Below are 23506 nucleotides of genomic sequence, written 5' to 3'. Positions count from 1 at the left end.
ATTTATTTTGATTTTATAGTTGCATCCCAATAAAGCTTACTCTAATATCTCGCCCCGTACTAAAGCAGTGCCGACTTAGCTCAGCTGGTAGAGCAACTGACTTGTAATCAGTAGGTCAACCGTTCGACTCGGTTAGTCGGCACCACTTTCCTTTTACCGAAAGTGCATTAGTAAAGAATTATCGTGGAGGGGTTCCCGAGCGGCCAAAGGGATCAGACTGTAAATCTGACGGCTCAGCCTTCGCTGGTTCGAAATCCAGCTCCCTCCACCACTTTCCACTTTATTCTTGACGGTTAGAGGTATTTTAAGAACAGGTTCCTAACGCGGGCATCGTATAATGGCTATTACCTCAGCCTTCCAAGCTGATGATGCGGGTTCGATTCCCGCTGCCCGCTCCAGTTTATGGTGATGCTGATATAGCTCAGTTGGTAGAGCGCACCCTTGGTAAGGGTGAGGTCGGCAGTTCGACTCTGCCTATCAGCACCAGTTTTAAGAACCTCCTTAAGCGCTTCCTTTATCTGTCAGAAAAAACTATTTGAAATTTGAAAAAATCAACTTAATCTACCTATGGTGGATTATTTTCATATGTAATATAGATACACAAAACTGATAGGTTCCGTCATGGCAAAAGCAAAGTTTGAACGCGTAAAACCGCATGTTAACGTAGGTACAATTGGCCACGTTGACCACGGTAAAACTACATTAACTGCAGCAATCACTAACGTACTTGCAAAAGTATACGGCGGTGTTGCTAAAGATTTCGCATCAATCGACAACGCTCCAGAAGAGCGCGAGCGCGGTATCACAATTTCAACGTCTCACGTTGAATACGATACGCCTACTCGTCACTACGCACACGTAGATTGTCCTGGTCACGCCGATTATGTTAAAAACATGATCACTGGTGCTGCTCAAATGGACGGTGCTATTTTAGTAGTAGCTGCGACTGATGGTCCTATGCCACAAACACGTGAGCACATCCTGCTTTCTCGCCAAGTTGGCGTTCCTTACATCATCGTGTTCATGAACAAATGTGACATGGTTGATGACGAAGAGCTACTTGAGCTAGTAGAAATGGAAGTTCGTGAACTTCTTTCAGAATACGACTTCCCAGGTGATGACTTACCACTAATTCAAGGTTCAGCACTTAAAGCGCTTGAAGGCGAGAAAGAGTGGGAAGATAAGATCATTGAGCTTGCAAATGCACTTGATTCTTACATTCCAGAGCCAGAGCGTGACATCGATAAAGCATTCATCATGCCTATCGAAGACGTTTTCTCAATCCAAGGCCGTGGTACTGTTGTAACTGGTCGTGTTGAAGCTGGTATTATCCGCATCAACGACGAGATTGAAATTGTTGGTATCCGTGATACAACTAAGTCAATCTGTACTGGTGTTGAAATGTTCCGTAAACTGCTTGACGAAGGTCGTGCTGGTGAGAACATTGGTGCACTTTTACGTGGTACTAAGCGTGAAGACGTTGAACGTGGTCAAGTACTAGCTAAGCCTGGTTCAATCAAGCCACACACTACTTTTGAATCAGAAGTATACGTACTTTCAAAAGATGAAGGTGGTCGTCATACTCCATTCTTCAAAGGTTACCGTCCACAGTTCTACTTCCGTACAACTGACGTAACTGGTGACGTACAGTTACCAGAAGGCGTAGAAATGGTAATGCCTGGTGATAACGTTAAGATGACAGTAACTCTAATCGCGCCAATCGCGATGGACGAAGGTCTTCGTTTCGCTATCCGTGAAGGTGGTCGTACTGTAGGCGCTGGCGTTGTTGCAAACATCGTAGCGTAATAATTAACGTTTAAGTTAATTATTAGAAAAAGGTCACTTAAGTGGCCTTTTTTAATGCCTGAAATAAAGTACAGGTTTCAGGTGCGAGGTATCAGGTTTTAGGTAAAAAAGCACTCGGGGTTAATTTTAATATTCTCGTTTGGATGGAGTTTTTACGCAACCCTGAGGATAAAAAACGCGACTATTGGCCGCGTTATATATTGAAGTTAGTGTTCGCTATGCTTTTCTAACCTGATACCTGATACCTGATACCTGATACCTGATACCTGATATCTAGAGCCTAATGCTTTTTCGCATACGCTTCGGCTTGTTTCCAAACGCGTAGTGTATTGCCGCTTAAAATCTTTTTAATATCGGTATCACTATAGCCCCTATCCATTAAACCTTGTACTAGGTTAGGATAGCTAGACACGTCTTTTAAGCCAATCGGCAGCGAATCGCCAACACCATCATAATCAGAACCAATACCTACATAATCAATACCAATTAGCGCAACTACGTGATCAATATGATCAAGTACTTGTTCAAGGCTGGCAAATGGGTAGGGGTTTTTAGCGCGATATGCAGCATCAAAATCATTACTTAATTTGGTGCCTTCTTTTTTAGCAGACTCTTTTGTACTTTTTAGCTGCTTGCCCCAACTACCGGCTTTAGCGGTAACAAAGCTTGAGCCAAAGTTAATTTGAATAACCCCGCCATTTTTTTTCAGCGCCAGTAGCATGTCGTCATTCATATTACGCTCAAAACCGGGTGTGTATTTGCGTAGCGATGAATGCGAGGCAATAACGGGTGTTTTAGAGAGTTCTATTACCTGATAAAACGCATCATCAGAAATGTGCGAAACGTCGATTAACATGCCAATATTGTTCATTTCAGTAACTAGCTTTTTACCAAAAGGGCTTAAGCCTTTCCATTTACGGCGAATGTCGTATGACGAGTCTGAAATATGGTTGCTTTGCGAATGAGCAAGGGTGATATAACGCACACCACGGTCGAAAAAGTGCTGCAGGTTTTTCATATCCCCTTCAATAGGTGAGCCATTTTCCATGCCCATAGCAATCGAAAGCTTACCTTGCTTAAACTGCTCTTCTATATCGGCAGTTGAGCTGGCAATTGCAAATTTGTCGGGCGCACGTTGTGCAATTGCTTCCATGCTATCAATAAGTAAATTAGCAAGTTGATAGCTTTTACCTTTGCCTTCAAATTCTAGGTGGGCAGGAATATAAATCGACATAAATGGGGCATTTAAACCGCCTTGTATAGCGCGAGGGTAGTCAAAGTCACCATCGTCGGTGGCTTTGGTAACGTCGGCCCATTTGTCGTGTAGACGGTAAGGTACATCAATATGGGTATCAATTAAAATTGTGTCTTTTGCCAGCTTAATTGCTTTATCTGATGCGGTTATTGTTGTTGCTGCATTGGCTTGGCTGGTTAATGCTAGTGATATGGCTACCACTAGAGTGCTGAGTTTTATCATTTTATGGCTCTTTGGGTAAAAAGCCATTGTGTACTTTCAATACAAAAGTTACAAGTGCTACAAAGTTAACTGTATCTAATCAAACGATTGTGCCTGGTGCTCTTCACTTTGCAGCGCTTTAAATTCACCTTTGGAAATGATAGTTACCGACTCATGTAGTTCTGAAAAAAACACCATAGCTTCGCCACTTTTTAGCTGCAGCTTTACTTGGTTAACTTTAGATTCGATGCTGGCTTCTACTTCGCCATAATCAGTACCTTCGCGCAGTACATAGCTTTCTATTAGGTTGTATAAGGTGTCTTTATCAAGTTGCTCGTAAGGAATGATCATACTGACTCTTTGTTGGTTTTATCTAATACATATTGGCCAAAATAACGTGGCACCGCTTGCTCTAACCAAAATACCGGTTTAAATGGATTTTTACCGCTAATAAAACCCACATGTCCGCCTTTTTCAGAGATGCGCAGCGTAACATGCTCACTTACATCTTGCCTACTTGGTACAGCCTTTATAGAGAGCATAGGGTCGTCTTTGGCATGAATAATTAATGTTGGCACCGCTATATGTTTTAAATACGGCATAGCACTGGCTTGGCGGTAATAATCATGTGCATTTTCAAAGCCGTGTAAAGGTGCGGTAAGTTGATTATCGAATTCGAGCAAATCGTCAATTTTCATTAATTGTTCAGGCGTTAAAGATATTTTTTTTTCGATTTGCGGCAATTTACGCTGCATTGATTTTTTCATGCGATCGAGTAAATATTTTTGATAAATTTTACCTAAGCTTTTGCGAATAACATCCGATGATGCCGACAAATCATAAGGTGCCGAGACCAGGGCTGCTGCACTTAATGGGCATTGCTGTTGTTGTTCGCCTAAATATTTAGCGAGTACATTACCACCTAGCGAAAAGCCTACCGCAACTAAAGGTCGATTAGGATATAACTGCTTTAAGTGGTTTATAAAAAAGCTTAAGTCGGCGGTATCTCCACTGTGATAAGCACGTGGTAAGCGATTTACTTCGGTGGAGCAGTTTCTAAAATGCATAAGCACTACTGCAAAACCTTGCTTTTTTAAGGCTTTCATCATGCCTTTGGCATAAAAGCTATTTATATTGCCTTCAAGTCCATGTAGTACCACAGCAAGGGGAGCCGTTTCGTTATGCGGTAGCGACCAAGCAAGCTCGATAAAATCACCATCGGGAGTATCAAGTTGCTCTAATTGGTAGCGAGTATGATGAAATGGGCGGAAAAAACGCGGCATTATGGTCTGAACGTGACGATTGGTCATCCACCATGCGGGTTTGAACTTATGGATCATGTTTGTACTACACACTTTACGATAAACGAGGCGCTAGTGTAGCAAATTTTTCGGCTAGGAAAATAAAAAGCGCCTAATCAGTAAACTGATAGGCGCTTTGTGCGTCGTGCTTAATTTTGGTCAGGAACTTCTGCTTCTTGTACTTTCTTAATAAAGTAGTATACAAAGAAAAGGCACAAGCTAATAACGATCCCCAGAAAACCAAACGATAAGAACAGTACTGGGTCGGTAAAAAAATCTCTGAAGAATACGTCCATAACTTGCCTCCTAATGTCTATGGGTTAATCATAAGCTGGGTTTAGGAATACAGTTATGATCAAGATCAAGTTATTTACCTAAGTGAAATAATGAGCGATATGAAGTTGATTTGGATCATGTTTTGAGAGGAAGGTACTAGGTTTAACAGATGGGTAAAAGGGAGTAGGTGAAAACAGCTTTGACCACTGAGAATATAAAGACTAAAGAAGTGTAATCCTCCCTCTAAAAGCGCAGCGCCTCTTAACCTCTTTGTGAGTAAATCGCTTAAAGACTTTTTGCACAAAGAGAAAAGAATGAGCAGCAAAAGAGGGCAGGACTCATAAGTATTGAAATATGCGCGAGCAGCTTTTTCTGGTGCTTGTACCTAAAAGCTGATCTTTAAATATAATTCAATATTATTTGGCTCGGCACACTCTACCAATTCACATTCATTTACTGCATTTATTAGCATTTGCTGTTGCTGCTTTTCAAGCTTGAGCTCAGCGCTAAGCAGCTCTTTGCGTATGTTTGCATAGTCAGTAATAGCTTGTTGGTGTACTTTTAAATAACTGCGTGCTGCACGTAGTTGCTGCATCACGTTATTATCGAGCTCATTAACAACTTGTGTTAATACTCCAAGCTGCTGACTATTTACAACTAAGTTTAGTGAATCTAAATACAGGAGTAATAAACACAAGTTAACATTTTTGCCTTGCTGGTTTTGTAATTCCAGCAAGGTTTGTTGTTGCACAGGCTTTGCGTACAAAGTGCAGGCAAATTGCCAAAAATGATCGCTATTGAGCAAGTTCATCGGCGAACGCTTGCTCTTTTTGTTCCATTTCGTCTAGTGCCATAAGGAGCTCTTCTTCAATGTCGTTAAGCTTAGGTGTAAGCGTGGCTTGCTTGGCTAGCAACTCTTTTAGCTTGGCTTTATTGTCATCAGAATATAGCTCGTTATCACCTAACGCTACTTCAACCTCATTGAGCTCTGCGGCGTATTTGTCGAGTTGTTTTTCAAGCTTTTCAATTTGCTTTTTAAGCGGTTGCGTGGCTTTTCTAAACTCGGCTTCAAGGCGTTTTTGCTCTTTACGGTTAACACCTGAATTAGTTTTTACTTCGTCACTTTGCTCTGTTTTAGTCGCTTCTTTATTGGCGTTAAGCAGCCATTGGTAATACGCGTCTAGGTCGTAACCAAATTGAGTTACCTTGCCGTCATCTACTAAGTAAAACTCATCGGCGGTGTTTTTAAGCATATGGCGGTCGTGCGATACGGTAACCATAGCGCCTTCAAAGCCTTGCAGTGCCATAACAAGTGCATGGCGCATTTCTAAATCAAGGTGGTTGGTTGGCTCATCGAGTAGTAATAAATTTGGCTTTTGATATACCAACATGGCAAGTACTAAACGTGCTTTTTCGCCCCCCGAAAAGGGTGCTACTGGCTCAAGGGCTTTATCACCAATAAAGGCAAAGCCGCCTAAAAAATCACGCAGTGATTGTTCAGTAGCCTTTGGGTTTAGTCGTTGTATATGTGTTATTGCATTGGCTTTTAAATCGAGAGACTCAAGCTGATGCTGCGCAAAATAACCAATATTTAGCCCATGATGCTGAATAACTTTTCCAGCTTGAGGTTCTAAATCACCCGAAAGCAGTTTAATTAGCGTTGACTTACCCGCGCCATTACGACCAAGCAAAGCAATGCGGCTGCCTGGTACTAAGTTTAATTCTATATTATTTAAAATGGTGACATCACCATAACCCGCTTTGGCTTTATCTATTGTCATTAGTGGGTTTGGTAATGCTTTTGGCTCGGCAAACTCAAAGTTAAATGGTGAGTCGGCATGTGCTGGCGCTAATTTTTCCATGCGTTCAAGCGCTTTCACGCGGCTTTGTGCTTGCTTGGCTTTACTAGCTTTAGCTTTAAAGCGAGTTATAAACTGTTCTAGATGAGCAATTTGCTCTTGTTGCTTATCAAACATGGCTTGCTGCTGTAGCATGCGCTCGGCTTTTTGACGCTCAAACTGCGAGTAGTTGCCTTTGTACACGTTGATAAGTTGTTTATCTATATGCCAAATTTGATCAACTACGGCATCTAAAAACTCACGGTCATGCGATATCAGCACTAAAGTGCCAGTATAAGCACGTAAAAAACGTTCAAGCCAATATACTGCGTCTAAATCAAGATGGTTAGTGGGCTCATCAAGTAATAACAAGTCGGCATCGCGAATAAGCGCTTGGGCTAAATTTAAGCGCATGCGCCAGCCACCCGAAAACGAACTTACCGGGTTTTCTATTAGGTTATTAGCAAAGCCTAAACCATGTAATAGCTCACCGGCGGTTGATTCAATGCTATAGCCTTTAATGTTTTCAAGCTGAATATGTATTTTAGCTTGCGCGTCGCCATCGTTAGCTTGCTCGGCTTCACGCAGTGCAATACGCATGGCGTAATACTGCGGATGACCCTGTAGTACATAGTCTATTGCGCTTATTTCAAGTGCGGGAGTTTCTTGTTTTACTGACGCTATAGACCAGTCTTTAGGTATAGTAAAGTTACCGCCATCGAGCTGTAGCTCTGCTTTTAAGAGACTAAATAGGGTTGATTTACCACAACCATTAGCGCCTACTAGGCCTACTTTATGCTCTGGAAATAACGTAGCAGATGCATTTTTTAATAAAGCTTTACCGCCACGAAGAAGTTCTATTTCTGAGATTTGGATCATAAATGCGTTACTTTACTGTGCCCTAATTGAATTGCCAATATGATAACACGGATCGTATTGGGCATATCAACCGTATCAACGCATCACGTAATACGATAAAATAACATTAGGTCAAACTGTGGGAAAAACCTCGTGAAACAAAAAAAGCGATTTATAGCTGGGGCAACATGTCCTGAATGTAAAGCCATGGATAGGTTAATGCTTTACAAAGAGCATGATGTAGAAAAAGTAGAATGTGTAGAGTGTGGCCATAAAATGGCACAGCCAGAGCAGGCTGTGCAGGCGTCAACACGCCAGTTTGAACAAGTTATAGGCGTGTTTAAACCAGGAGATTAAATCCTTTGCTGCATAGCTGCATATTAATAATGCGGCGGCGGTGGCTCAGGTTCGTTTGACATCATCGATGATGATGACTGCGATTCTTTAATTTTTTCAGCCAGTAGCTCTGTTTGGCGCTTCATTTTTGCCAACAGCTGCTGGTGAACCTTTATTTCGTCATTTAAAATATCAATTGTTTCGTCTTGAAAAGCCACTTTGGCCTCAAGTTCCATTAAGCGATGTTCAATTGTGTTCATTATTCTCTCGTATAATAAATCGCTCTGCGATACCGCTGGAGCTTTCGGTTAATAACGACCTGCCGTTATCTGTAAATGTTACATCGAGCACCACGGCCGATTTAGGCTTACTGCCTTCGCGTGGCGTCACTTGCCAAGTTTGAATTTTTTCACCGCTTGGTATTTGCCATAAATCAACGCGTTTATTAGGCGACCCCGTTGCTAGCAAATCACCTTGATCGTTAAAGCGTACCGCCGTGAAAATTTTCTGACGCGCAATATACTTCAGTTTACTTACAAGATCACCTGTAGTCAGCTTCCATACATTTGCTTGTGCCATACTGTCGGCCGTAAATGCATAGCGACCTTGTGGGTCAAGCGTCACTTGAGTAACACGAGTGGGGTGGTTAAAGCGATGAATCACTTGCCCGGTGCGAGTATCCCAAAAGTAAGCAACGTAATCGTTTGAACCACTTAAAGCATAGCGCCCGTTAGGGGCAAGATCGACGGTGTTTACTTTTTCTTGATGGCCTAAAAACTCAATACGGCGGCCAGTTTCAAGGTTAATAAACACCACAACGCCATCGCTGCGCCCGTATAGTACGCTACGGCCTTGATTGCTTATAGCAATATCGCGAATACTGGATTTTTGTATTTTGTAATAACCTTTATTTACGCCGGTGGCAATATCCCATACCGCAAAGGTGGTTTTTTCGGCGGTAACAGCCACACTGTTGTCAAAAGCGATAGCAACGGCATAAACTAGGCTATCTTGGGCTTGTTGCTGAAACCATTGGTATTTAAGTGCTTGCTGTTGATTATCCCACAGCGCGACCCCATGGTTAATGGAGGAGACTAAGCTGTATTTACCATCATGTGATAGCGCCGATGAAAACGCGCCTTGTGCAGCATGTTCATAACTGGCAACAGCTTGTTGTTTTTCATCACTACAGGCGATGGCCGATAAACAGCAAGACACGATAAAAAAAGTACGAAATAACGGCATATTACAAGCATTTCCTCTTAACTCTTAGTGATTGAGAGGTTAGACTAGGTCTCGTTGAAGGCCTAGGTTGTTTGTCTAATCACTGGATATGTTTTTAGTTTAGCTAACAACGTAAATTTTAGTTATTAAACAAGCAGCCTATCATGTAGGTCGTTAATCTTTAACTAGTAATAATACAATAAATGGCAACTGCAAAGTGTGTCGGAGATTTAAAATGAAAAAGACGATTAAATTGTCATTGATTGCAGCGTCAGTTTTAGCGCTTACAGCATGTAATCAAGAAGCAAAAAAAGAGCAAGCTGAAGTTAAACTAGACACTGTAGCGCAGCAACAAGCATACGGTATTGGCGCATCGGTAGGTAACTTTTTAAATAAAGACTTAGCCGATAAAAAAGAAATTGGTATTGAACTAGACCAAGCGCTGTTAATTCGTGGTTTTGAAGATGCACTTGCTGGTAATGCAAAAATTGACGAAGAAAAAATTCGCGAAGTATTAACTGAGTTAGATACATCAGTGCGTACTAAGCAAGAAGCACAAGCAAAAGTAGAGTCTGAAAAAAGCAAAGAAGCGGGTGTTAAATACCTAGCTGATAACGCTAAAAAAGAAGGCGTTATTGTTACTGAGTCTGGCTTACAGTACGAAGTGATTACTCAAGGTGATGGCGAAAAACCAGCCGCAACAGATGTAGTTAAAGTACATTATAAAGGCACACTTTTAGATGGTACTGAATTTGATAGTTCATATTCACGTAACGAGCCAACAACTTTCCCTCTTAACCGTGTAATTACTGGTTGGACTGAAGGTTTACAACTTATGTCTGTTGGTTCTAAATATAAATTTACAATTCCTTCTGAGCTAGCTTATGGCGATCGTGATTTAGGTAAAATTCCTGCTAATTCAACGCTTGTATTTGAAGTTGAATTATTAGAGATTCAAAGCGATGCAGATGCTGCAGCAGCAGAGTAAATAATAATTTAGCCTACATATACAAAAAGGGACTTTAAGTCCCTTTTTTAATGCGATTAACTAACTTTGCGTTTGTTAATCGGTGTGATTAGCAAATAAGTTATCAATAAGTTCATCTTCTAGCGCAAAGCGTGCTTCTAGTGCTTCACCAAGAACAGATAGGTCATTGTCAAAGCCAACGAGTAAATCTTCTTTATCAACTTCAGCGTATTTATCGTTAAAATCTAGCGCAATGTCGGTGGTATCTGTTATTTTTGGGTAAATAGCATTTGCTAGTAATTGGCTTTCTGGGCCTTTACTTTCGCAAGCCTTAGCAATGTCATCATATACTTCAAAGTGACCGGCAGATAAATAATCCATTAAAACTTGGCAAAACGTTTCAATTTGCTGTGGTTCAGGCAGGGCATGATCTTTTTTATCAGAAGGTGAAAACCCGGCTAGCTTACAATAAAGCACAATGAGGCGTTGTCGCTCGTTTAGCCATTTATCAATTACAGTATGGCTACCCCCCCACTTTTGTTGAGCATTTTCTACACGCGTCAGCATAATCGTTCTCCTAAGCTGGGTTGGTTTTTTAGTTAAAAGTAAAAATTGTTTATACCTCAAGATATAGTTAATTGGTGTGTATATCAACTAGTAAAATAGATGATCTAGAAGCAGTTTATTTTATTTGTAGGGAATTGATAATTTATTGCAGGCAAGAAAAAACCACCTGTTACGGTGGCTTAATTTTTTTCTATGGCTTGTTGTAACAAGCTTTCTTATTTTTATGAGAAGATTTTTGTTATTGTTATTTTAAATAATTTTATTTTTATTGTTTTAAGATTTTTATTATTGTTTTTGTTAACGCGGGATAAACAATACCAAGGATTTAAGTATGTTGCAAACATATTAATTAAAAGTTTTAAATGTTGCTGCTATTTGCTTGTTTAATAGTCAAAAACAGCTAAAAACTAAAAACATCTTGATCTACCTCCTGTTGCTGTCAATTTAATCGCTTAGCGATAGAGAGGTAATGAATATGGTGGTACAATCTTGCTCAATTTCTATAAGCATTAGGATTATTTTACGCTATGAGCGAATTAAAAAACGACCGTTATTTACGTGCACTTGCAAAACAACCTGTTGATGTAACTCCAGTATGGATGATGCGCCAAGCAGGACGCTATTTACCAGAATACCGTGCTACACGTGCACAAGCGGGCGATTTTATGAGCCTGTGTAGAAATGCTGAGCTTGCTTGCGAAGTAACACTACAGCCATTACGCCGCTACCCGTTAGATGCCGCTATTTTATTTAGTGATATTTTAACCATTCCAGATGCTATGGGCTTAGGTCTGTACTTTGAAACGGGTGAAGGTCCAAAGTTCGAGCGTCCAATTTCATCGCTTGCCGATGTTAAAAAAATTCCTAAGCTAGATCCAAACGACGATCTTGGTTATGTAATGAATGCGGTTAGTACTATTCGTCGTGAACTAAAAGGCGAAGTACCATTAATTGGTTTTTCGGGTTCACCGTGGACGTTAGCTACTTATATGGTTGAAGGCGGCAGCAGCAAAGTATTTGGCAAAATTAAGAAAATGGCATTTGCAGAGCCGCAAACGCTACATTTATTACTCGATAAACTAGCTGATTCGGTTATCGATTACTTAAATGCGCAAATTAAAGCCGGTGCACAATCGTTAATGGTGTTTGACTCATGGGGCGGTGTATTAAGCCCGCGTGATTACAATGAGTTTTCACTGCAGTATATGCATAAAATTGTTGATGGTTTAATTCGTGAATACGATGGCCGTAGAGTACCAGTTACTTTGTTCACTAAAAATGGTGGCCAATGGATTGAAGCAATTGCAGCAACTGGTTGTGATGCTATCGGCCTTGATTGGACCATTAATATTAGCGATGCTAAGCGCCGTGTAGGCGACAAAGTAGCATTACAAGGTAATATGGACCCGTCAATGCTGCACGGTACGCCAGAGCGTATTCGTCAAGAAGTAGCGACTATATTAGAGGACTTTGGCACAGGTAATGGCCATGTATTTAACCTTGGCCATGGTATTACACCAGATGTAGACCCTGAAAACGCAGGTGTGTTTATTAATGCTGTGCATGAGTTCAGTGCTAAATATCATAAGTAATTAATACCAAATAAAGTACTGAGTGTTTAGTGCGTTATTTTACTGCATACTAAATAACAAAAAGCCCGCTTACTATTTTTAGTAAGCGGGCTTTTTAATAAGGCGTGTTTGGCGCTTATGCGTCGTTATTGCCTATTTATAAAATAACCGCATTACATAGGTTATTCCTAGCTTAAAAGCTTTATTTAAATAAGCGATTTAACCCATTTAACGCCGCAACTCGGTAGGCTTCAGCCATGGTTGGGTAGTTAAAAGTGGTATTTACAAAGTATTCAATATTATTGCCGCCATTTTTTTGCTCCATTATGGCTTGACCAATGTGGACAATTTCTGAGGCGCGCTCACCAAAGCAATGTACACCCAGTACTTCTTTGGTTTCTGTATGAAATAATATTTTTAAAGTACCCACTTCGGTACCCGCAATTTGCGCCCGTGCAAGGTGTTTAAATTGCGCACGGCCTACTTCATACGGAACTTTAGCTGCGGTAAGTTGCTGCTCGGTTTTACCTACTGAGCTCATTTCAGGAATAGTATAAATACCCGCTGGAATATCAATAATCAGCTTTTCATCACAGTTGCCACAAGAAATTGCATCAGCTGCAATACGGCCTTGGTCAAATGCGGCACTTGCTAGGCTTGGGTAACCAATCACATCGCCTACAGCGTATACGTTGTCAATTTCGGTTTGATAGGTTTCGTTTACTTTTAACTGACCACGGCTATCAGGTTTTAAGCCAATTGCTTCAAGGTTAAGCTTGTCGGTATTACCGGTGCGGCCGTTAGCAAACAAAATACAGTCAGCTTTTACGCGTTTACCCGATTTTAAATGCATAATTACACAGTCATCACGGGTTTCAATATGATCAAACTCTTCGTTATGACGAATTACAATACCGCTATTCCAAAAGTGATAACTCAGCGCGTCAGATACTTCTGTGTCCATAAAGGCAAGTAGACGGTCGCGAGTGTTAACTAGATCAACTTTGGCACCTAAGCCTTTAAAAATAGAGGCATACTCACAACCAATTACACCCGCACCATAAATAAGTACGCGATGTGGATCGTGGGTTAACCCTAAAATAGTATCGCTGTCGTAAATACGAGAATGGGTAAAGTCTACTTCTGGCGGACGGTATGGGCGCGAACCTGTAGCAATAACAATAGTTTTGGCCGTTAAACGCTCAGTTGAACCATCTTGGCGAGTTACTTCAACTGTATGTTTATCAATAAAACGTGCGTCGCCTTGAAACATTTGAATACGGTTACGGTCGTAAAAGCTGCTACGTAAATTAGACTGCTTAGAAATAACCGAGCTGGCATGGCGTAAAATGTCAGGGAAAGTGAGCCGAGCAAGTCGATCACCGGTATTAAATAAAGGGTTTGTTTTATATTCTATATAACGGCTAACCGAGTGACGTAGAGCTTTAGAAGGAATGGTTCCCCAATGTACACAGCCCCCACCTACGGCTTCGTGGCGTTCAATAACAGCCACTTTTTTGTTATTTTTTGAAAGGTTCATAGCGGTACCTTCACCGCCAGGACCCGTGCCAATAATTATTGCATCATATTGGTATGTCACGGGTGTTTTTTTCTTTTCTGGTTGTTTGGCCACAGCCACTCCTATATTAACTAAAAGAGGCTTTTAATAACCTCGCATTAAGTGCTAGCCATGCCTGTTTTTGGTTTTCCCAGGCGGCTTCCAGCTCATGGTATTGTGCCATTAATGCTGAACGTTCACACTGCTTTGCCATGTTATTTTTTTTAACTTCTAACACTTGTTTTTGTAGTGAACAATAATTTTGCAGTTTTTTCAGCAGTAAATCATATTCTTGTTGTAGTAATGTAAGCCTATCTTGTGCCAAAGGCAATTTTGCAAGACGAACTTGTGTTTTGCTCATTAAAGTTTCGGCTTTGGCTTTTTCAATACGCTCAACCGGTGTGCGCTTTAGTTTACTGGCTAAACCAAGGGCAGCTAACGAGCGAATAACCCATTTAGTGGGGTCATAATGAAACCACCTAATGCCGTTACGGTAATCACTGGCAAAAATATGGTGAAAGTTATGATACCCCTCGCCATATGTAAATAGGGCTAAAAAGCCGTTGTCGCGGGCGGTATTTTTTTCAGTGTACGGACGAGAGCCCCAAATATGGGCTACCGAATTAATAAAAAAGGTAAAGTGCTGACTAAGTACCAAGCGCAGTAAACCGGCAAGTAATAACATGCCCCATACATCGCCAACTAGTAACCCTAGCGTAAGAGGTAGGCCTACATTCATTAAAAGAGCTAATTTTAAATAATGTTTATGTTGCCACATTACAATTTTATTGCGTTGTAAATCGCGACAGTTACTGTAATCGCCGTAGCTATCAGCTTGATAGTCACGTAACATCCAGCCAATATGGCTATACCAAAAACCATTGGTTGCGGCATAAGGGTCTTTTATTGGGTCGTCAACTTGGCCGTGATGTACACGGTGGTCGCTGCTCCAATGTAGTGCACTGTTTTGCAGTGCAAATGCACCGCCTAAGGCAAACACAAACTCAACCGCCGGATGGGCGTTATAGGTTTTATGCGCCCATAATCTGTGGTAACCGGCAGTAATTGATAAGCCCGCATAAAACATGCAGCCGACAAAGGCAATCCAGTGGGCACTAGAAAATCCGTAGTTAATACCATACCAAGGCACAAGCGTTATCGCGGCCAAAAAAGTAAGGCTAAAAAATAGGACGTTGGTCCAAATAAGTGGTGGTTTGTTCATAATTCTCTATCTCAGCGTACAACTGTAAGCTAAAATAATATTTCAAACTCTTGGCGTCAAGTATTAGACTGAGTAATTAAACTATTTTAATTAAAATTTGCTATAAATTCATTCAGGGAGCTGTTGATGTCGGGTGTTAGAGCGCAACAGAAACAAAAAACACGACAAGCGTTAATTGAGGCGGCATTTAATCAGTTGAGTGCCGATCATAGCTTTTCAAACTTAAGTTTACGCGAAGTTGCGCGTGAAGCCGGTATTGCACCAACTTCTTTCTATCGACATTTTAAAGATATGAACGAACTCGGTTTAACCATGGTTGATGAAGCAGGTTTAACTCTGCGTCAACTTATGCGCCAAGCGCGTCGGCGTATTGCCAGCGGTGGTAGCGTAATAAATACCTCGGTGGTGACCTTTATGGAGTTTATTGACAACTCGAGTAATCAATTTAGGTTATTACTGCGCGAACGCTCTGGTACTTCAAAAGCATTTAGAGCGGCGGTAGCGCGTGAAGTTAAACACTTTATTTTAGAGTTAGCTCACTACCTAGAAAGCGAAACAAAATGTGATGCTATTCATGCGTACATTCAATCTGAAGCCATGGTAACACTGGTATTTAATGCGGGAGCAGAAGCGCTTGATTTAGAGGGCTTACAACGCGATGAATTAGTAGAGCGTGTTATTTGGCAATTACGCTACATTACTCGTGGTGCAGCGCATTATGTGCGAGAAACAAATAAAGAGATTTAAACAGAGTAAAAAGTTAATCTAAGCACTGTACTTTACAGTGCTTAGTAATTTAAGCACTTTGCGGTGCTTTTTTGTTAAAAAACCTCACCAAACCTTCTGTTGTTGCATAATTATTTCTGTTTGAAGCGATATCAAATACAAGAATTGGAATTTTTATGCTTGCACCTTGTGCATGGTAATGTTAAAAATAAGCCTCACTCGACACAAATAAGAAAGCAAGATGCATATTATTCGTTTAATTACACTAAAACTGAACCTCTTACTGCTATGGCAAGTGAGCGGGGATTAGTGTGTTTGCATTGAGCTAAACATAAAAAAACCCCGCACTTGCGGGGTTTTTTTTATCTCGCGGCAGGGTAAGTTAATTATAAATAGCATTGGAATGAGAGGCTGTTATGCAAGACCAAGATAAAGTATGGATTTTTGATACCACATTACGTGATGGTGAGCAGGCGCTTAAAGCAAGCCTTACCGAAGATGATAAAATTCAGCTAGCGCACACCATTAGTCGCTTAAATGTAGATGTAATGGAAGTGGGCTTTCCGGTATCGAGCCCAGCAGATTTTCGCTCCGTACAGCGTATTGCTACTGAGGTTAAAGGGCCAATTATTTGCGGCTTAGCGCGCTCAGTTGCTAAAGACATTGAAGCATGTGGCGAAGCACTTCGCAACGCGCAGCAAAGTCGAATTCATACTTTTATTGCTACCAGCCCTTTGCACCTTGAGCACAAGTTACGCATGAGCTTAGACGATGCCACTGCTATGGCAGTTAAATCAATTAAATTAGCACGTAACTATACCGATGATGTGGAGTTTTCGTGTGAGGACGCCGGACGTACACCGCATTGGGATTTATGCCGCATTGTAGAGCAGGCAATTAAAGCCGGTGCTTCTACTATTAATTTACCCGATACGGTTGGCTTTGTAACGCCGGACGAATATGCAGGCATGATCCGCCATTTAATGAACAATGTGCCAAATATTGATAAAGCACGCTTAAGTGTGCATTGCCATAACGATTTAGGCTTAGCCGTTGCCAACTCTATTGCTGCTGTGCAAGCGGGTGCTCGCCAAATTGAGTGTACTATTAACGGCATCGGCGAACGTGCGGGTAACTGCTCACTTGAAGAAGTGGCCATGATCATGAAAATGCGTAAAGACCACTTAAACGTGTATACCGATATTAAAAGTGAAGAAATTTATCGCGCATCTCGCCAAGTCGCTAAAATTTGTAATATGCCAGTACAGCCTAATAAAGCCATTGTGGGCGAAAACGCCTTTGCACATAGTTCAGGTATACATCAAGACGGCGTATTAAAAGCGCAAAACACCTACGAAATTATGTCGCCAGAAAGTGTGGGTGTACCGAGCAACCAATTAAATATGACCTCACGCTCTGGGCGCCACGTTATTGAACATCGCTTAGAAGAATTAGGCTATCAAAAGTCTGATTACGATATGGATAGTCTATACGAAAGTTTTATAGCCTTGGCTGATCAAAAAGGTACTGTATACGATTACGACCTTGAAGCGATGATTTACTTTAATCAAATTAACGACAAAGACGAAAAGTACCAATTAGAGTTTGTTAACTCTGTATCTAACTCACAATCGGTAGCCAGCTCTACAATTGGCATGTTGATAGATGGCGAAGCTAAACAAGAAGCAGCAACGGGGAATGGCCCAGTTGAAGCCTCTTTTGCTGCTATTGAGCGCTTAACCGGAATGAGCGTAGAAATGATTGAATATAACTTAGAAGCCACAGGCCAAGGTGCAAGTTCACTTGGCCAGGTAAACATTATTGCTAAATTTAACGGCCGCCCTTATCACGGTGCGGGCATAGCAGCAGATGTGGTAGAAGCGTCGGTACGCGCTATGGTTCGTGTTTATAACTTAATTTATCGTGCACAAAAAGTGTCTGATTTAAAACAACAAAGGAAAGCAGGATGAGTAAAACAAACTACAGTGTAGCCGTATTAGCGGGTGATGGTATTGGCCCAGAAATAATGGCAGCAGCAGAGCAAGTACTGGATGCAGTGAGCAATAAGTTTGGTTTTACTCTAAACCGCGAGCATCATGCAATTGGTGGGGCAGCCATCGATAAGCATGGAGAAGCATTACCACAAAGTACAGTTACAGCCTGTGAAAATGCTGATGCTATTTTATTTGGTGCTGTTGGTGGTCCAAAGTGGGAGCACTTACCACCGGATGAGCAACCTGAGCGCGGATCACTGTTACCACTGCGCAAACACTTTGGCTTATTTTGTAATTTACGCCCAGCACAATTATTACCAGCACTAAGCACAGCATCGCCATTACGCGCTGATATTAGCGAGCAAGGCTTTGACATTTTGTGTGTACGTGAGCTAACCGGTGGCATTTATTTTGGTGAAAAAGGGCGCAGCGGCGAAGGCGAAAATGAATCAGCATTCGATACGCAAAGATACTCACGTAAAGAAATAGAGCGTATTGCACGTTTTGCCTTTGAAGCCGCAAAACTGCGTAGTAGCCATGTTACTTCGGTTGATAAAGCCAACGTTTTAGCCTCAAGCGTACTATGGCGCGAAGTTGTTACCGAAGTAAGTAAAGACTACCCAGAAGTAAAACTTGATTATATTTACGTAGATAACGCAGCAATGCAGCTTGTAAAACAGCCAAGCCAGTTTGATGTATTACTGTGCGATAACTTATTTGGCGATATTTTGTCTGATGAGTGCGCGATGATCACCGGCTCTATGGGGTTATTACCATCGGCCAGCTTGAACCAGTCGGGCTTTGGCTTATACGAGCCTGCCGGTGGCTCAGCCCCCGATATTGCAGGTAAAGGCGTGGCAAATCCGATCGCACAAATTTTAAGTGCCGCACTAATGCTGCGTTACTCATTGGGCCAAGACGAAGCAGCACGCACTATTGAAAAAGCAGTAGCTGAAGCCGTTGCAGCGGGCGTAGGTACGCCAGATATATTTCCAAACGCTGGCTATACCACCAATGATGTTGCTGCAGCGATTGTTGCGCGCATTTAACTGAAAACACATTTTAATGCCGCAGCTCCGTTAGGCTGCGGCTCAAAACAGATTAGGGGATTAACAAGTGGCCCAAACGTTATACGACAAAATTTGGCAAGCACATACAGTTGCCAGCATCAACGAGCAAACCGACTTACTTTATATTGACCGTCATTTAGTACACGAAGTTACATCACCACAAGCCTTTGCTGGTTTGCGTGAAAAAAACCGCACTGTACGCTGCCCAGAAAAAACCTTTGCCACTATGGATCATAATGTATCGACCAAAAGTCGCTCATTGGATGCCGCAAGCGAAGTGTCGAAAAATCAATTAATGGCGCTAGATGCAAACTGCAAAGAGTTTGGCATTGTGCTTTACGATTTAAACTCAATTAACCAAGGCATAGTGCATGTTATGGGGCCAGAGCAGGGCATAACTTTGCCCGGCACTACCATAGTCTGTGGTGACAGCCATACGTCGACTCATGGTGCATTTGGTGCGCTTGCTCACGGTATTGGCACCTCAGAGGTTGAACACGTATTAGCAACGCAAACACTGCAACAAAAAAAGGCTAAGTCGTTAAAAATTCAAATAAATGGCCGTTTGCGTCCCACAGTTACTGCAAAAGACTTAATTATGGCGGTTATTGGTAAGCTAGGTACAGCGGGTGGCACTGGCTACGTTGCAGAATTTTGTGGTGAAGGGATAGAAGCGTTGTCGATGGAAGCACGTATGACGCTGTGTAATATGAGTATAGAAATGGGTGCTAAAGCCGGTTTAATTGCTTCTGACCAAATCACTTATGATTACCTAAAAGGTCGCCCATTTGCTCCTAAAGGCGCTGATTTTGACGCAGCTGTTAAGTATTGGGAAACATTAAAAACAGATGACGGTGCGCAGTTTGATCATGTTGTTGAGCTAGAGGCCAGCAGCATTCAGCCACAAATTACTTGGGGCACTAGTCCAGAGCAAGTGATTGGCGTAGACGAGTGTATTCCGGATCCAGATAAAGAGCCTGACCTAATTAAAGCCGATGCGATTCGCAGCGCATTAAAATACATGGGCCTAAAAGCGGGCGAAAAGTTATCAAGTGCAAAAGTAGATACCGTATTTATTGGCTCGTGCACCAATAGCCGTATTGAAGATTTACGTGCAGCAGCAAAAATAGTTGAAGGCAAAAAAGTAGTTGCCGGTATTGAAGCGTTAATTGTACCGGGCTCTGGTTTAGTTAAAAAACAAGCCGAAGACGAAGGTTTAGCAGATATTTTTAAAGCAGCTGGCTTTGAGTGGCGTGAGCCGGGTTGTTCAATGTGTTTAGCAATGAACGACGACCGCTTAGGTGCAGGTAAACGCTGTGCATCCACCTCAAATCGTAACTTTGAAGGACGCCAAGGCCGTGGTGGGCGCACTCATTTGGTTAGCCCTGCAATGGCCGCTGCGGCAGCTATACATGGTCACTTTGTTGATATTAGAGGAGAAGCCTAATGAGCATTTATTTTAGTGGCTTAATGGCCCCATTGGATAAAAACAACGTGGATACGGATCAAATTATTCCAAAACAGTTTTTAACCTCAACCAGCCGCGAAGGCTTTGATGCCGCATTATTTTATGATTGGCGCTATTTAGAAAATGACGAGCCAAACCCTGATTTTATTTTAAACCGCCCTTGCTACCAAGGCGCACAAATATTACTAACGCGCGACAACTTTGGTTGTGGATCGTCACGCGAACACGCGCCATGGGCACTAAAGCAATATGGTTTTGAAGTGATTTTGGCTGAAAGCTTTGCTGATATTTTCTTTAATAACTGTGGCAATAATCAAATGCTCGCTATTGCACTGCCTGGCGATACGCTAGAGCAATTATTTGTGTTAAGTGAGCAACATGACGATATTCATATCGATATCGATCTTGAAAATCAAACATTGACTAGCACTAAATTTGCCCCCATTAGTTTTGATATTCGCAAAGACGTAAAAGAGCGTCTATTAAGCGGCCTAGACTTTATTGGCGTAACCGAAACGCTAAACCCACAAATAGACGCATTTGAGCAGCAACTTGCTGCAGAGCGCCCTTGGCAGTAAATAGCTGAAATAAATTAAAATACATCTGATTATTTAGCGCAGCATAGGCTGCGCTTTTTTATTTTAGCGGCAACACATTAATTATTTTATCAATTGGTTCAAAACAAAAATGCAGCAGCAAAACTAGTGGCAGTAATGGCTACCACTATTAATAGATTTATCATTTTAAAGGTTTGAAAACGGTTACTTTCGAGTCATCTATGGTCGCAAAAAAGCCATTTTCAAATGATGCAGCAAGATTGGCGTGTGCTGTTCCATCTAAAGAATTTTGGGTAAGCTTTTGCCATTCATTTGGGTAGTGCTGAGCAAGGTATTTACCTAGGGAAAGGTCATAACAATTTTGCAAAATCAATAGTAATATGATGATTATTAAACCTATATAATTTGTCATTTGTCATTTGGCTCTGCGCTCCATGCTCGTTATTAATTTTACAGATGACTGTATTTAATTATTATATTTTTTTTGCAATAATTTTTATTTTAAAATTATCAGCGAGTTGCAAGTATCGTTTATTGGTTGCTCCTGCACTTTGGTGGTTCATCGTGATTACTTCCTTTAAGTGAGTTAAAGGGCTATGGTACTAAAAACTATTATAAGGAATATGTGATGAAATTATTAACTGCAGCCACTTTATTACTGGCTTCATCAACTGTTGTAGCAAGCCCTGCGCCTTTGGTGTCTATTGCCAGCCACGATGCGTTTTTTAGTAATATTGCTGCACATTGCGGTAAAGCTTATGAAGGCAAGGTAAGTGTTGATAACGCCGCGGGACCAAGCTCGTTTGCGGGTAAAAAATTAGTAATGCATGTACGTAAATGTACCGACAGTGAGCTGCAAGTGCCATTTCATGTGGGTGATGATGCATCGCGCACTTGGATCATTACTAAAACGGGCAGTGGCTTAAGCTTAAAGCACGACCATCGCCATAAAAATGGTTCTAACGATGTCTCAACTATGTATGGCGGGCATACAAATGATGCTGGCTTTGCACAAATGCAGTCGTTTCCTGCCGATCAATACTCAAAAGAATTATTTGTTGCACAAGGGATAGCGCAGTCGGTAGGTAATACTTGGCAAATGTATATTTATCCTGAGGTATTTACTTATCGTTTAATTCGCCAAGGCCGCGAATTTAAAGTGGATTTTGATTTAACTAAACCCATCACTCCGCCAGCAGCCCCTTGGGGATACACAGACTAAAATTACTCATCTTCGCACTGTAGTAAAACGCTTAATGCTGGTTGGTAAGCTCTAGGGTTAGTAGGCATACTTTCGTACTCTTGCACGCCATCCAGCACTTTAAGCATAAATATTTTATTAAGGCACAAGCGATTAGCATGGCGTAGTAAAAATACACTCTGATTTGCAAAGTGTTTGTAATCGTCTGACTGGATCTCTATTTTATAGTTATTATCGTCGAGTTTTGTTTGGTAATAATGTACTTTATTATCAAAGTCGTAGAGTTTTTCTGTTTTTGCTTGTTTGGCAAAAGCTGTGCCTACGCTTGCACAAACTAGCAAAGCACCGCCAATAACTAAGCTAATGTTTAATCCTTGCATAAATAATTCCTTTAATTTGCGAACTTTATACCCATTAATACTATCAGTATTAAGCGCTATTTATTTATATTAAGTTTAACACCCAATAAGGGAAAGTGTGATGTTCAAACAAATAAAACAACTTTTTTCTGTATTCGATGAGCAACAGCCAAGTATGCAAGAGCATGATTTAAAAACAGCGGTTGCTGCATTATTAATTGAGGTAATGCGCGCAGATGCTAAGTTAGATGATAATGAACAACATACTCTAACAACTACCTTAAAACGCTATTTTGCATTAAACGATGCAGACGTAAACGAGCTGCTAAATAATGCAAACAGTAGCGTGGATAGCGCGACAGATTATTTTCAGTTTTCAAAACAAATTAACCAACATTGTAGTGCGGCGCAGCGCATTGAAATAATAGAGTTGTTATGGCGCTTGGCCTATGCCGATGGTGAGATTGATCCGCAAGAAGAGTACGTAATACGTAAAGTGGCAGGCTTGTTATATGTAACTCATGTAGATTTTATCGCCGCAAAAATTGCGGCGACAAAATAGAGTGTTAGCTAGTTAGCTAAGCTTGCTGGCAACGGTTACTAATTGTTGCGCTAATGCCGACACTTGTTCTGCTGTATTTGGGTTATTAATTAGGCCGTTTTCATCGAGTACAGTATGCACAGCCGGTACCGCTAGCTGATCGGCAAGTACTAATGAGCCAATACCACTTAAAATATCACGTACGTGGTTTAAGCCACGTAGACCACCTAATCCACCAGGCGATGCAGCAAATAACGCCACAACTTTATTACGAAAAGCAGGTACCGCACCTTGCTCTGTGCGAGAAGCCCAGTCGATTGCATTTTTAAGCGCGGCAGTAATAGAGCCATTGTACTCAGGGCTGGCTAATAAAATACCATCTGCAGCACGTAATTTCTCTTTTAACAACTGCACATCGGCAGGTGTACCTTGCGCTTCAATATCTTGATTAAAAAGTGGGATATTTAAATCGGCAAGTTTAATTATTTCTACTTCTGCACCACTTTCTAATGCAAAGCGTGCTGCTTCATTGATCAGTTGTTGATTAAAGCTGTCTTTACGTAAACTACCTGCTAAAGCAATAATTTTTGGTGCTGTCATGGTTTATCCT

At 41.4% G+C, this 23506-nt stretch carries 24 protein-coding genes and 4 tRNA genes; 15 read left to right on the top strand and 13 right to left on the bottom strand.

Annotated elements, in window-relative coordinates; all coding sequences use genetic code 11:
* The first annotated feature begins 69 nt into the window (after nucleotides 1-69).
* The 5 genes from PTRA_RS15120 to tuf all read left to right on the top strand — a co-directional run bounded on the left by PTRA_RS15120 (nucleotide 70) and on the right by tuf (nucleotide 1806).
* A tRNA-Thr gene (locus tag PTRA_RS15120) sits at nucleotides 70-145 on the top strand.
* A 40-nt stretch (nucleotides 146-185) separates the two neighbouring features.
* Nucleotides 186-271: transfer RNA gene (locus PTRA_RS15115), tRNA-Tyr, on the top strand.
* Between the two features lie 52 nt (nucleotides 272-323).
* Nucleotides 324-398: transfer RNA gene (locus PTRA_RS15110), tRNA-Gly, on the top strand.
* Nucleotides 399-410: 12 nt separating this feature from the next.
* Nucleotides 411-486: transfer RNA gene (locus PTRA_RS15105), tRNA-Thr, on the top strand.
* 135 nt (nucleotides 487-621) lie between these two features.
* Nucleotides 622-1806 (top strand): elongation factor Tu, encoded by a 1185-nt coding sequence (tuf, locus tag PTRA_RS15100; RefSeq protein WP_058372367.1) that lies wholly within the window; start codon nucleotides 622-624, stop codon nucleotides 1804-1806.
* A 280-nt stretch (nucleotides 1807-2086) separates the two neighbouring features.
* Here tuf and PTRA_RS15095 read toward each other — a convergent pair whose 3' ends face one another.
* The 5 genes from PTRA_RS15095 to PTRA_RS15075 all read right to left on the bottom strand — a co-directional run bounded on the left by PTRA_RS15095 (nucleotide 2087) and on the right by PTRA_RS15075 (nucleotide 7556).
* On the bottom strand, nucleotides 2087-3283 hold the full coding sequence (locus tag PTRA_RS15095; RefSeq protein WP_058374388.1) for a dipeptidase: 1197 nt from the start codon (nucleotides 3281-3283) through the stop codon (nucleotides 2087-2089).
* Between the two features lie 75 nt (nucleotides 3284-3358).
* Nucleotides 3359-3613, bottom strand: coding sequence for a YheU family protein (locus PTRA_RS15090; protein ID WP_011329536.1), 255 nt, complete (start codon nucleotides 3611-3613; stop codon nucleotides 3359-3361).
* Nucleotides 3610-4602 carry a hydrolase gene (locus PTRA_RS15085; protein ID WP_058374387.1) on the bottom strand — a complete coding sequence of 331 codons (993 nt, stop codon included), beginning with the start codon at nucleotides 4600-4602 and terminating at the stop codon, nucleotides 3610-3612. The genes PTRA_RS15090 and PTRA_RS15085 overlap by 4 nt, the downstream gene beginning before the upstream one ends.
* Nucleotides 4603-5224: 622 nt before the next feature.
* Complete coding sequence (locus PTRA_RS15080; protein ID WP_058374386.1) at nucleotides 5225-5650, bottom strand: TIGR02444 family protein; 426 nt, start codon at nucleotides 5648-5650, stop codon at nucleotides 5225-5227.
* A complete protein-coding gene (locus tag PTRA_RS15075; RefSeq protein ID WP_058374385.1) occupies nucleotides 5634-7556 on the bottom strand; it encodes an ATP-binding cassette domain-containing protein in 1923 nt (640 codons plus the stop codon). The genes PTRA_RS15080 and PTRA_RS15075 overlap by 17 nt, the downstream gene beginning before the upstream one ends.
* Before the next feature lie 132 nt (nucleotides 7557-7688).
* On the opposite strand from PTRA_RS15075, the gene PTRA_RS15070 reads away from it, so the two are divergent.
* Nucleotides 7689-7892: a YheV family putative zinc ribbon protein gene (locus PTRA_RS15070; protein WP_041454614.1), complete on the top strand. Its 204-nt coding sequence runs from the start codon at nucleotides 7689-7691 to the stop codon at nucleotides 7890-7892.
* Nucleotides 7893-7915: 23 nt separating this feature from the next.
* Here PTRA_RS15070 and PTRA_RS15065 read toward each other — a convergent pair whose 3' ends face one another.
* Nucleotides 7916-8131, bottom strand: coding sequence for a SlyX family protein (locus tag PTRA_RS15065; RefSeq protein ID WP_011329530.1), 216 nt, complete (start codon nucleotides 8129-8131; stop codon nucleotides 7916-7918).
* A complete protein-coding gene (locus PTRA_RS15060; protein ID WP_058374384.1) occupies nucleotides 8118-9116 on the bottom strand; it encodes a WD40 repeat domain-containing protein in 999 nt (332 codons plus the stop codon). Before PTRA_RS15060 ends, PTRA_RS15065 begins: the two co-directional genes overlap by 14 nt.
* Nucleotides 9117-9330: 214 nt before the next feature.
* On the opposite strand from PTRA_RS15060, the gene fkpA reads away from it, so the two are divergent.
* The gene (gene fkpA, locus PTRA_RS15055; protein ID WP_058374383.1) at nucleotides 9331-10083 is read left to right on the top strand and encodes an FKBP-type peptidyl-prolyl cis-trans isomerase; all 753 of its coding nucleotides are present in this window, start codon (nucleotides 9331-9333) and stop codon (nucleotides 10081-10083) included.
* A 75-nt stretch (nucleotides 10084-10158) separates the two neighbouring features.
* Here the strand turns inward: fkpA and PTRA_RS15050 are convergent, their stop codons facing one another.
* The gene (locus PTRA_RS15050; RefSeq protein ID WP_058374382.1) at nucleotides 10159-10629 is read right to left on the bottom strand and encodes an Rsd/AlgQ family anti-sigma factor; all 471 of its coding nucleotides are present in this window, start codon (nucleotides 10627-10629) and stop codon (nucleotides 10159-10161) included.
* A 527-nt stretch (nucleotides 10630-11156) separates the two neighbouring features.
* On the opposite strand from PTRA_RS15050, the gene hemE reads away from it, so the two are divergent.
* Nucleotides 11157-12221, top strand: a complete 1065-nt coding sequence (gene hemE / locus PTRA_RS15045) for a uroporphyrinogen decarboxylase (RefSeq protein WP_058374381.1) — start codon at nucleotides 11157-11159, stop codon at nucleotides 12219-12221.
* A 181-nt stretch (nucleotides 12222-12402) separates the two neighbouring features.
* Here hemE and sthA read toward each other — a convergent pair whose 3' ends face one another.
* Nucleotides 12403-13833 (bottom strand): Si-specific NAD(P)(+) transhydrogenase, encoded by a 1431-nt coding sequence (sthA, locus tag PTRA_RS15040; RefSeq protein WP_208855511.1) that lies wholly within the window; start codon nucleotides 13831-13833, stop codon nucleotides 12403-12405.
* 13 nt (nucleotides 13834-13846) lie between these two features.
* A complete protein-coding gene (locus PTRA_RS15035; RefSeq protein ID WP_058374380.1) occupies nucleotides 13847-14980 on the bottom strand; it encodes an acyl-CoA desaturase in 1134 nt (377 codons plus the stop codon).
* A 126-nt stretch (nucleotides 14981-15106) separates the two neighbouring features.
* Here PTRA_RS15035 and fabR point away from each other — a divergent pair, with 126 nt between their 5' ends.
* The 5 genes from fabR to leuD all read left to right on the top strand — a co-directional run bounded on the left by fabR (nucleotide 15107) and on the right by leuD (nucleotide 20816).
* Nucleotides 15107-15727, top strand: a complete 621-nt coding sequence (gene fabR / locus PTRA_RS15030) for an HTH-type transcriptional repressor FabR (protein WP_058374379.1) — start codon at nucleotides 15107-15109, stop codon at nucleotides 15725-15727.
* A gap of 395 nt (nucleotides 15728-16122) precedes the next feature.
* Nucleotides 16123-17676 carry a 2-isopropylmalate synthase gene (gene leuA, locus PTRA_RS15025; RefSeq protein WP_011329522.1) on the top strand — a complete coding sequence of 518 codons (1554 nt, stop codon included), beginning with the start codon at nucleotides 16123-16125 and terminating at the stop codon, nucleotides 17674-17676.
* The gene (leuB, locus tag PTRA_RS15020) at nucleotides 17673-18749 is read left to right on the top strand and encodes a 3-isopropylmalate dehydrogenase (protein ID WP_058374378.1); all 1077 of its coding nucleotides are present in this window, start codon (nucleotides 17673-17675) and stop codon (nucleotides 18747-18749) included. Before leuA ends, leuB begins: the two co-directional genes overlap by 4 nt.
* A 67-nt stretch (nucleotides 18750-18816) precedes the next feature.
* Nucleotides 18817-20217, top strand: coding sequence for a 3-isopropylmalate dehydratase large subunit (gene leuC, locus PTRA_RS15015; protein ID WP_058374377.1), 1401 nt, complete (start codon nucleotides 18817-18819; stop codon nucleotides 20215-20217).
* Complete coding sequence (gene leuD, locus PTRA_RS15010) at nucleotides 20217-20816, top strand: 3-isopropylmalate dehydratase small subunit (protein ID WP_011329519.1); 600 nt, start codon at nucleotides 20217-20219, stop codon at nucleotides 20814-20816. Before leuC ends, leuD begins: the two co-directional genes overlap by 1 nt.
* Nucleotides 20817-20976: 160 nt before the next feature.
* Here leuD and PTRA_RS15005 read toward each other — a convergent pair whose 3' ends face one another.
* Nucleotides 20977-21207 (bottom strand): hypothetical protein, encoded by a 231-nt coding sequence (locus PTRA_RS15005; RefSeq protein ID WP_237113463.1) that lies wholly within the window; start codon nucleotides 21205-21207, stop codon nucleotides 20977-20979.
* A 216-nt stretch (nucleotides 21208-21423) separates the two neighbouring features.
* On the opposite strand from PTRA_RS15005, the gene PTRA_RS15000 reads away from it, so the two are divergent.
* Nucleotides 21424-22017, top strand: a complete 594-nt coding sequence (locus PTRA_RS15000; RefSeq protein ID WP_058374376.1) for a hypothetical protein — start codon at nucleotides 21424-21426, stop codon at nucleotides 22015-22017.
* Nucleotides 22018-22019: 2 nt separating this feature from the next.
* On the opposite strand, the gene PTRA_RS14995 is transcribed toward PTRA_RS15000, so the two are convergent.
* Nucleotides 22020-22376: a hypothetical protein gene (locus PTRA_RS14995; protein WP_058374375.1), complete on the bottom strand. Its 357-nt coding sequence runs from the start codon at nucleotides 22374-22376 to the stop codon at nucleotides 22020-22022.
* Nucleotides 22377-22476: 100 nt separating this feature from the next.
* Between PTRA_RS14995 and PTRA_RS14990 the strand changes: the two genes are divergently transcribed.
* Nucleotides 22477-22917, top strand: coding sequence for a tellurite resistance TerB family protein (locus PTRA_RS14990; protein ID WP_058374374.1), 441 nt, complete (start codon nucleotides 22477-22479; stop codon nucleotides 22915-22917).
* A gap of 12 nt (nucleotides 22918-22929) precedes the next feature.
* Here PTRA_RS14990 and PTRA_RS14985 read toward each other — a convergent pair whose 3' ends face one another.
* Nucleotides 22930-23496 carry an NADPH-dependent FMN reductase gene (locus PTRA_RS14985; RefSeq protein WP_058374373.1) on the bottom strand — a complete coding sequence of 189 codons (567 nt, stop codon included), beginning with the start codon at nucleotides 23494-23496 and terminating at the stop codon, nucleotides 22930-22932.
* Nucleotides 23497-23506: the final 10 nt, after the last annotated feature.

Origin of the sequence: Pseudoalteromonas translucida KMM 520, from assembly GCF_001465295.1 — a bacterium.
Lineage (GTDB): Bacteria > Pseudomonadota > Gammaproteobacteria > Enterobacterales > Alteromonadaceae > Pseudoalteromonas > Pseudoalteromonas translucida.
The sequence above is the reverse complement of the archived record's forward strand: the minus strand, read 5'-3'. Positions and strand labels throughout refer to the sequence as shown.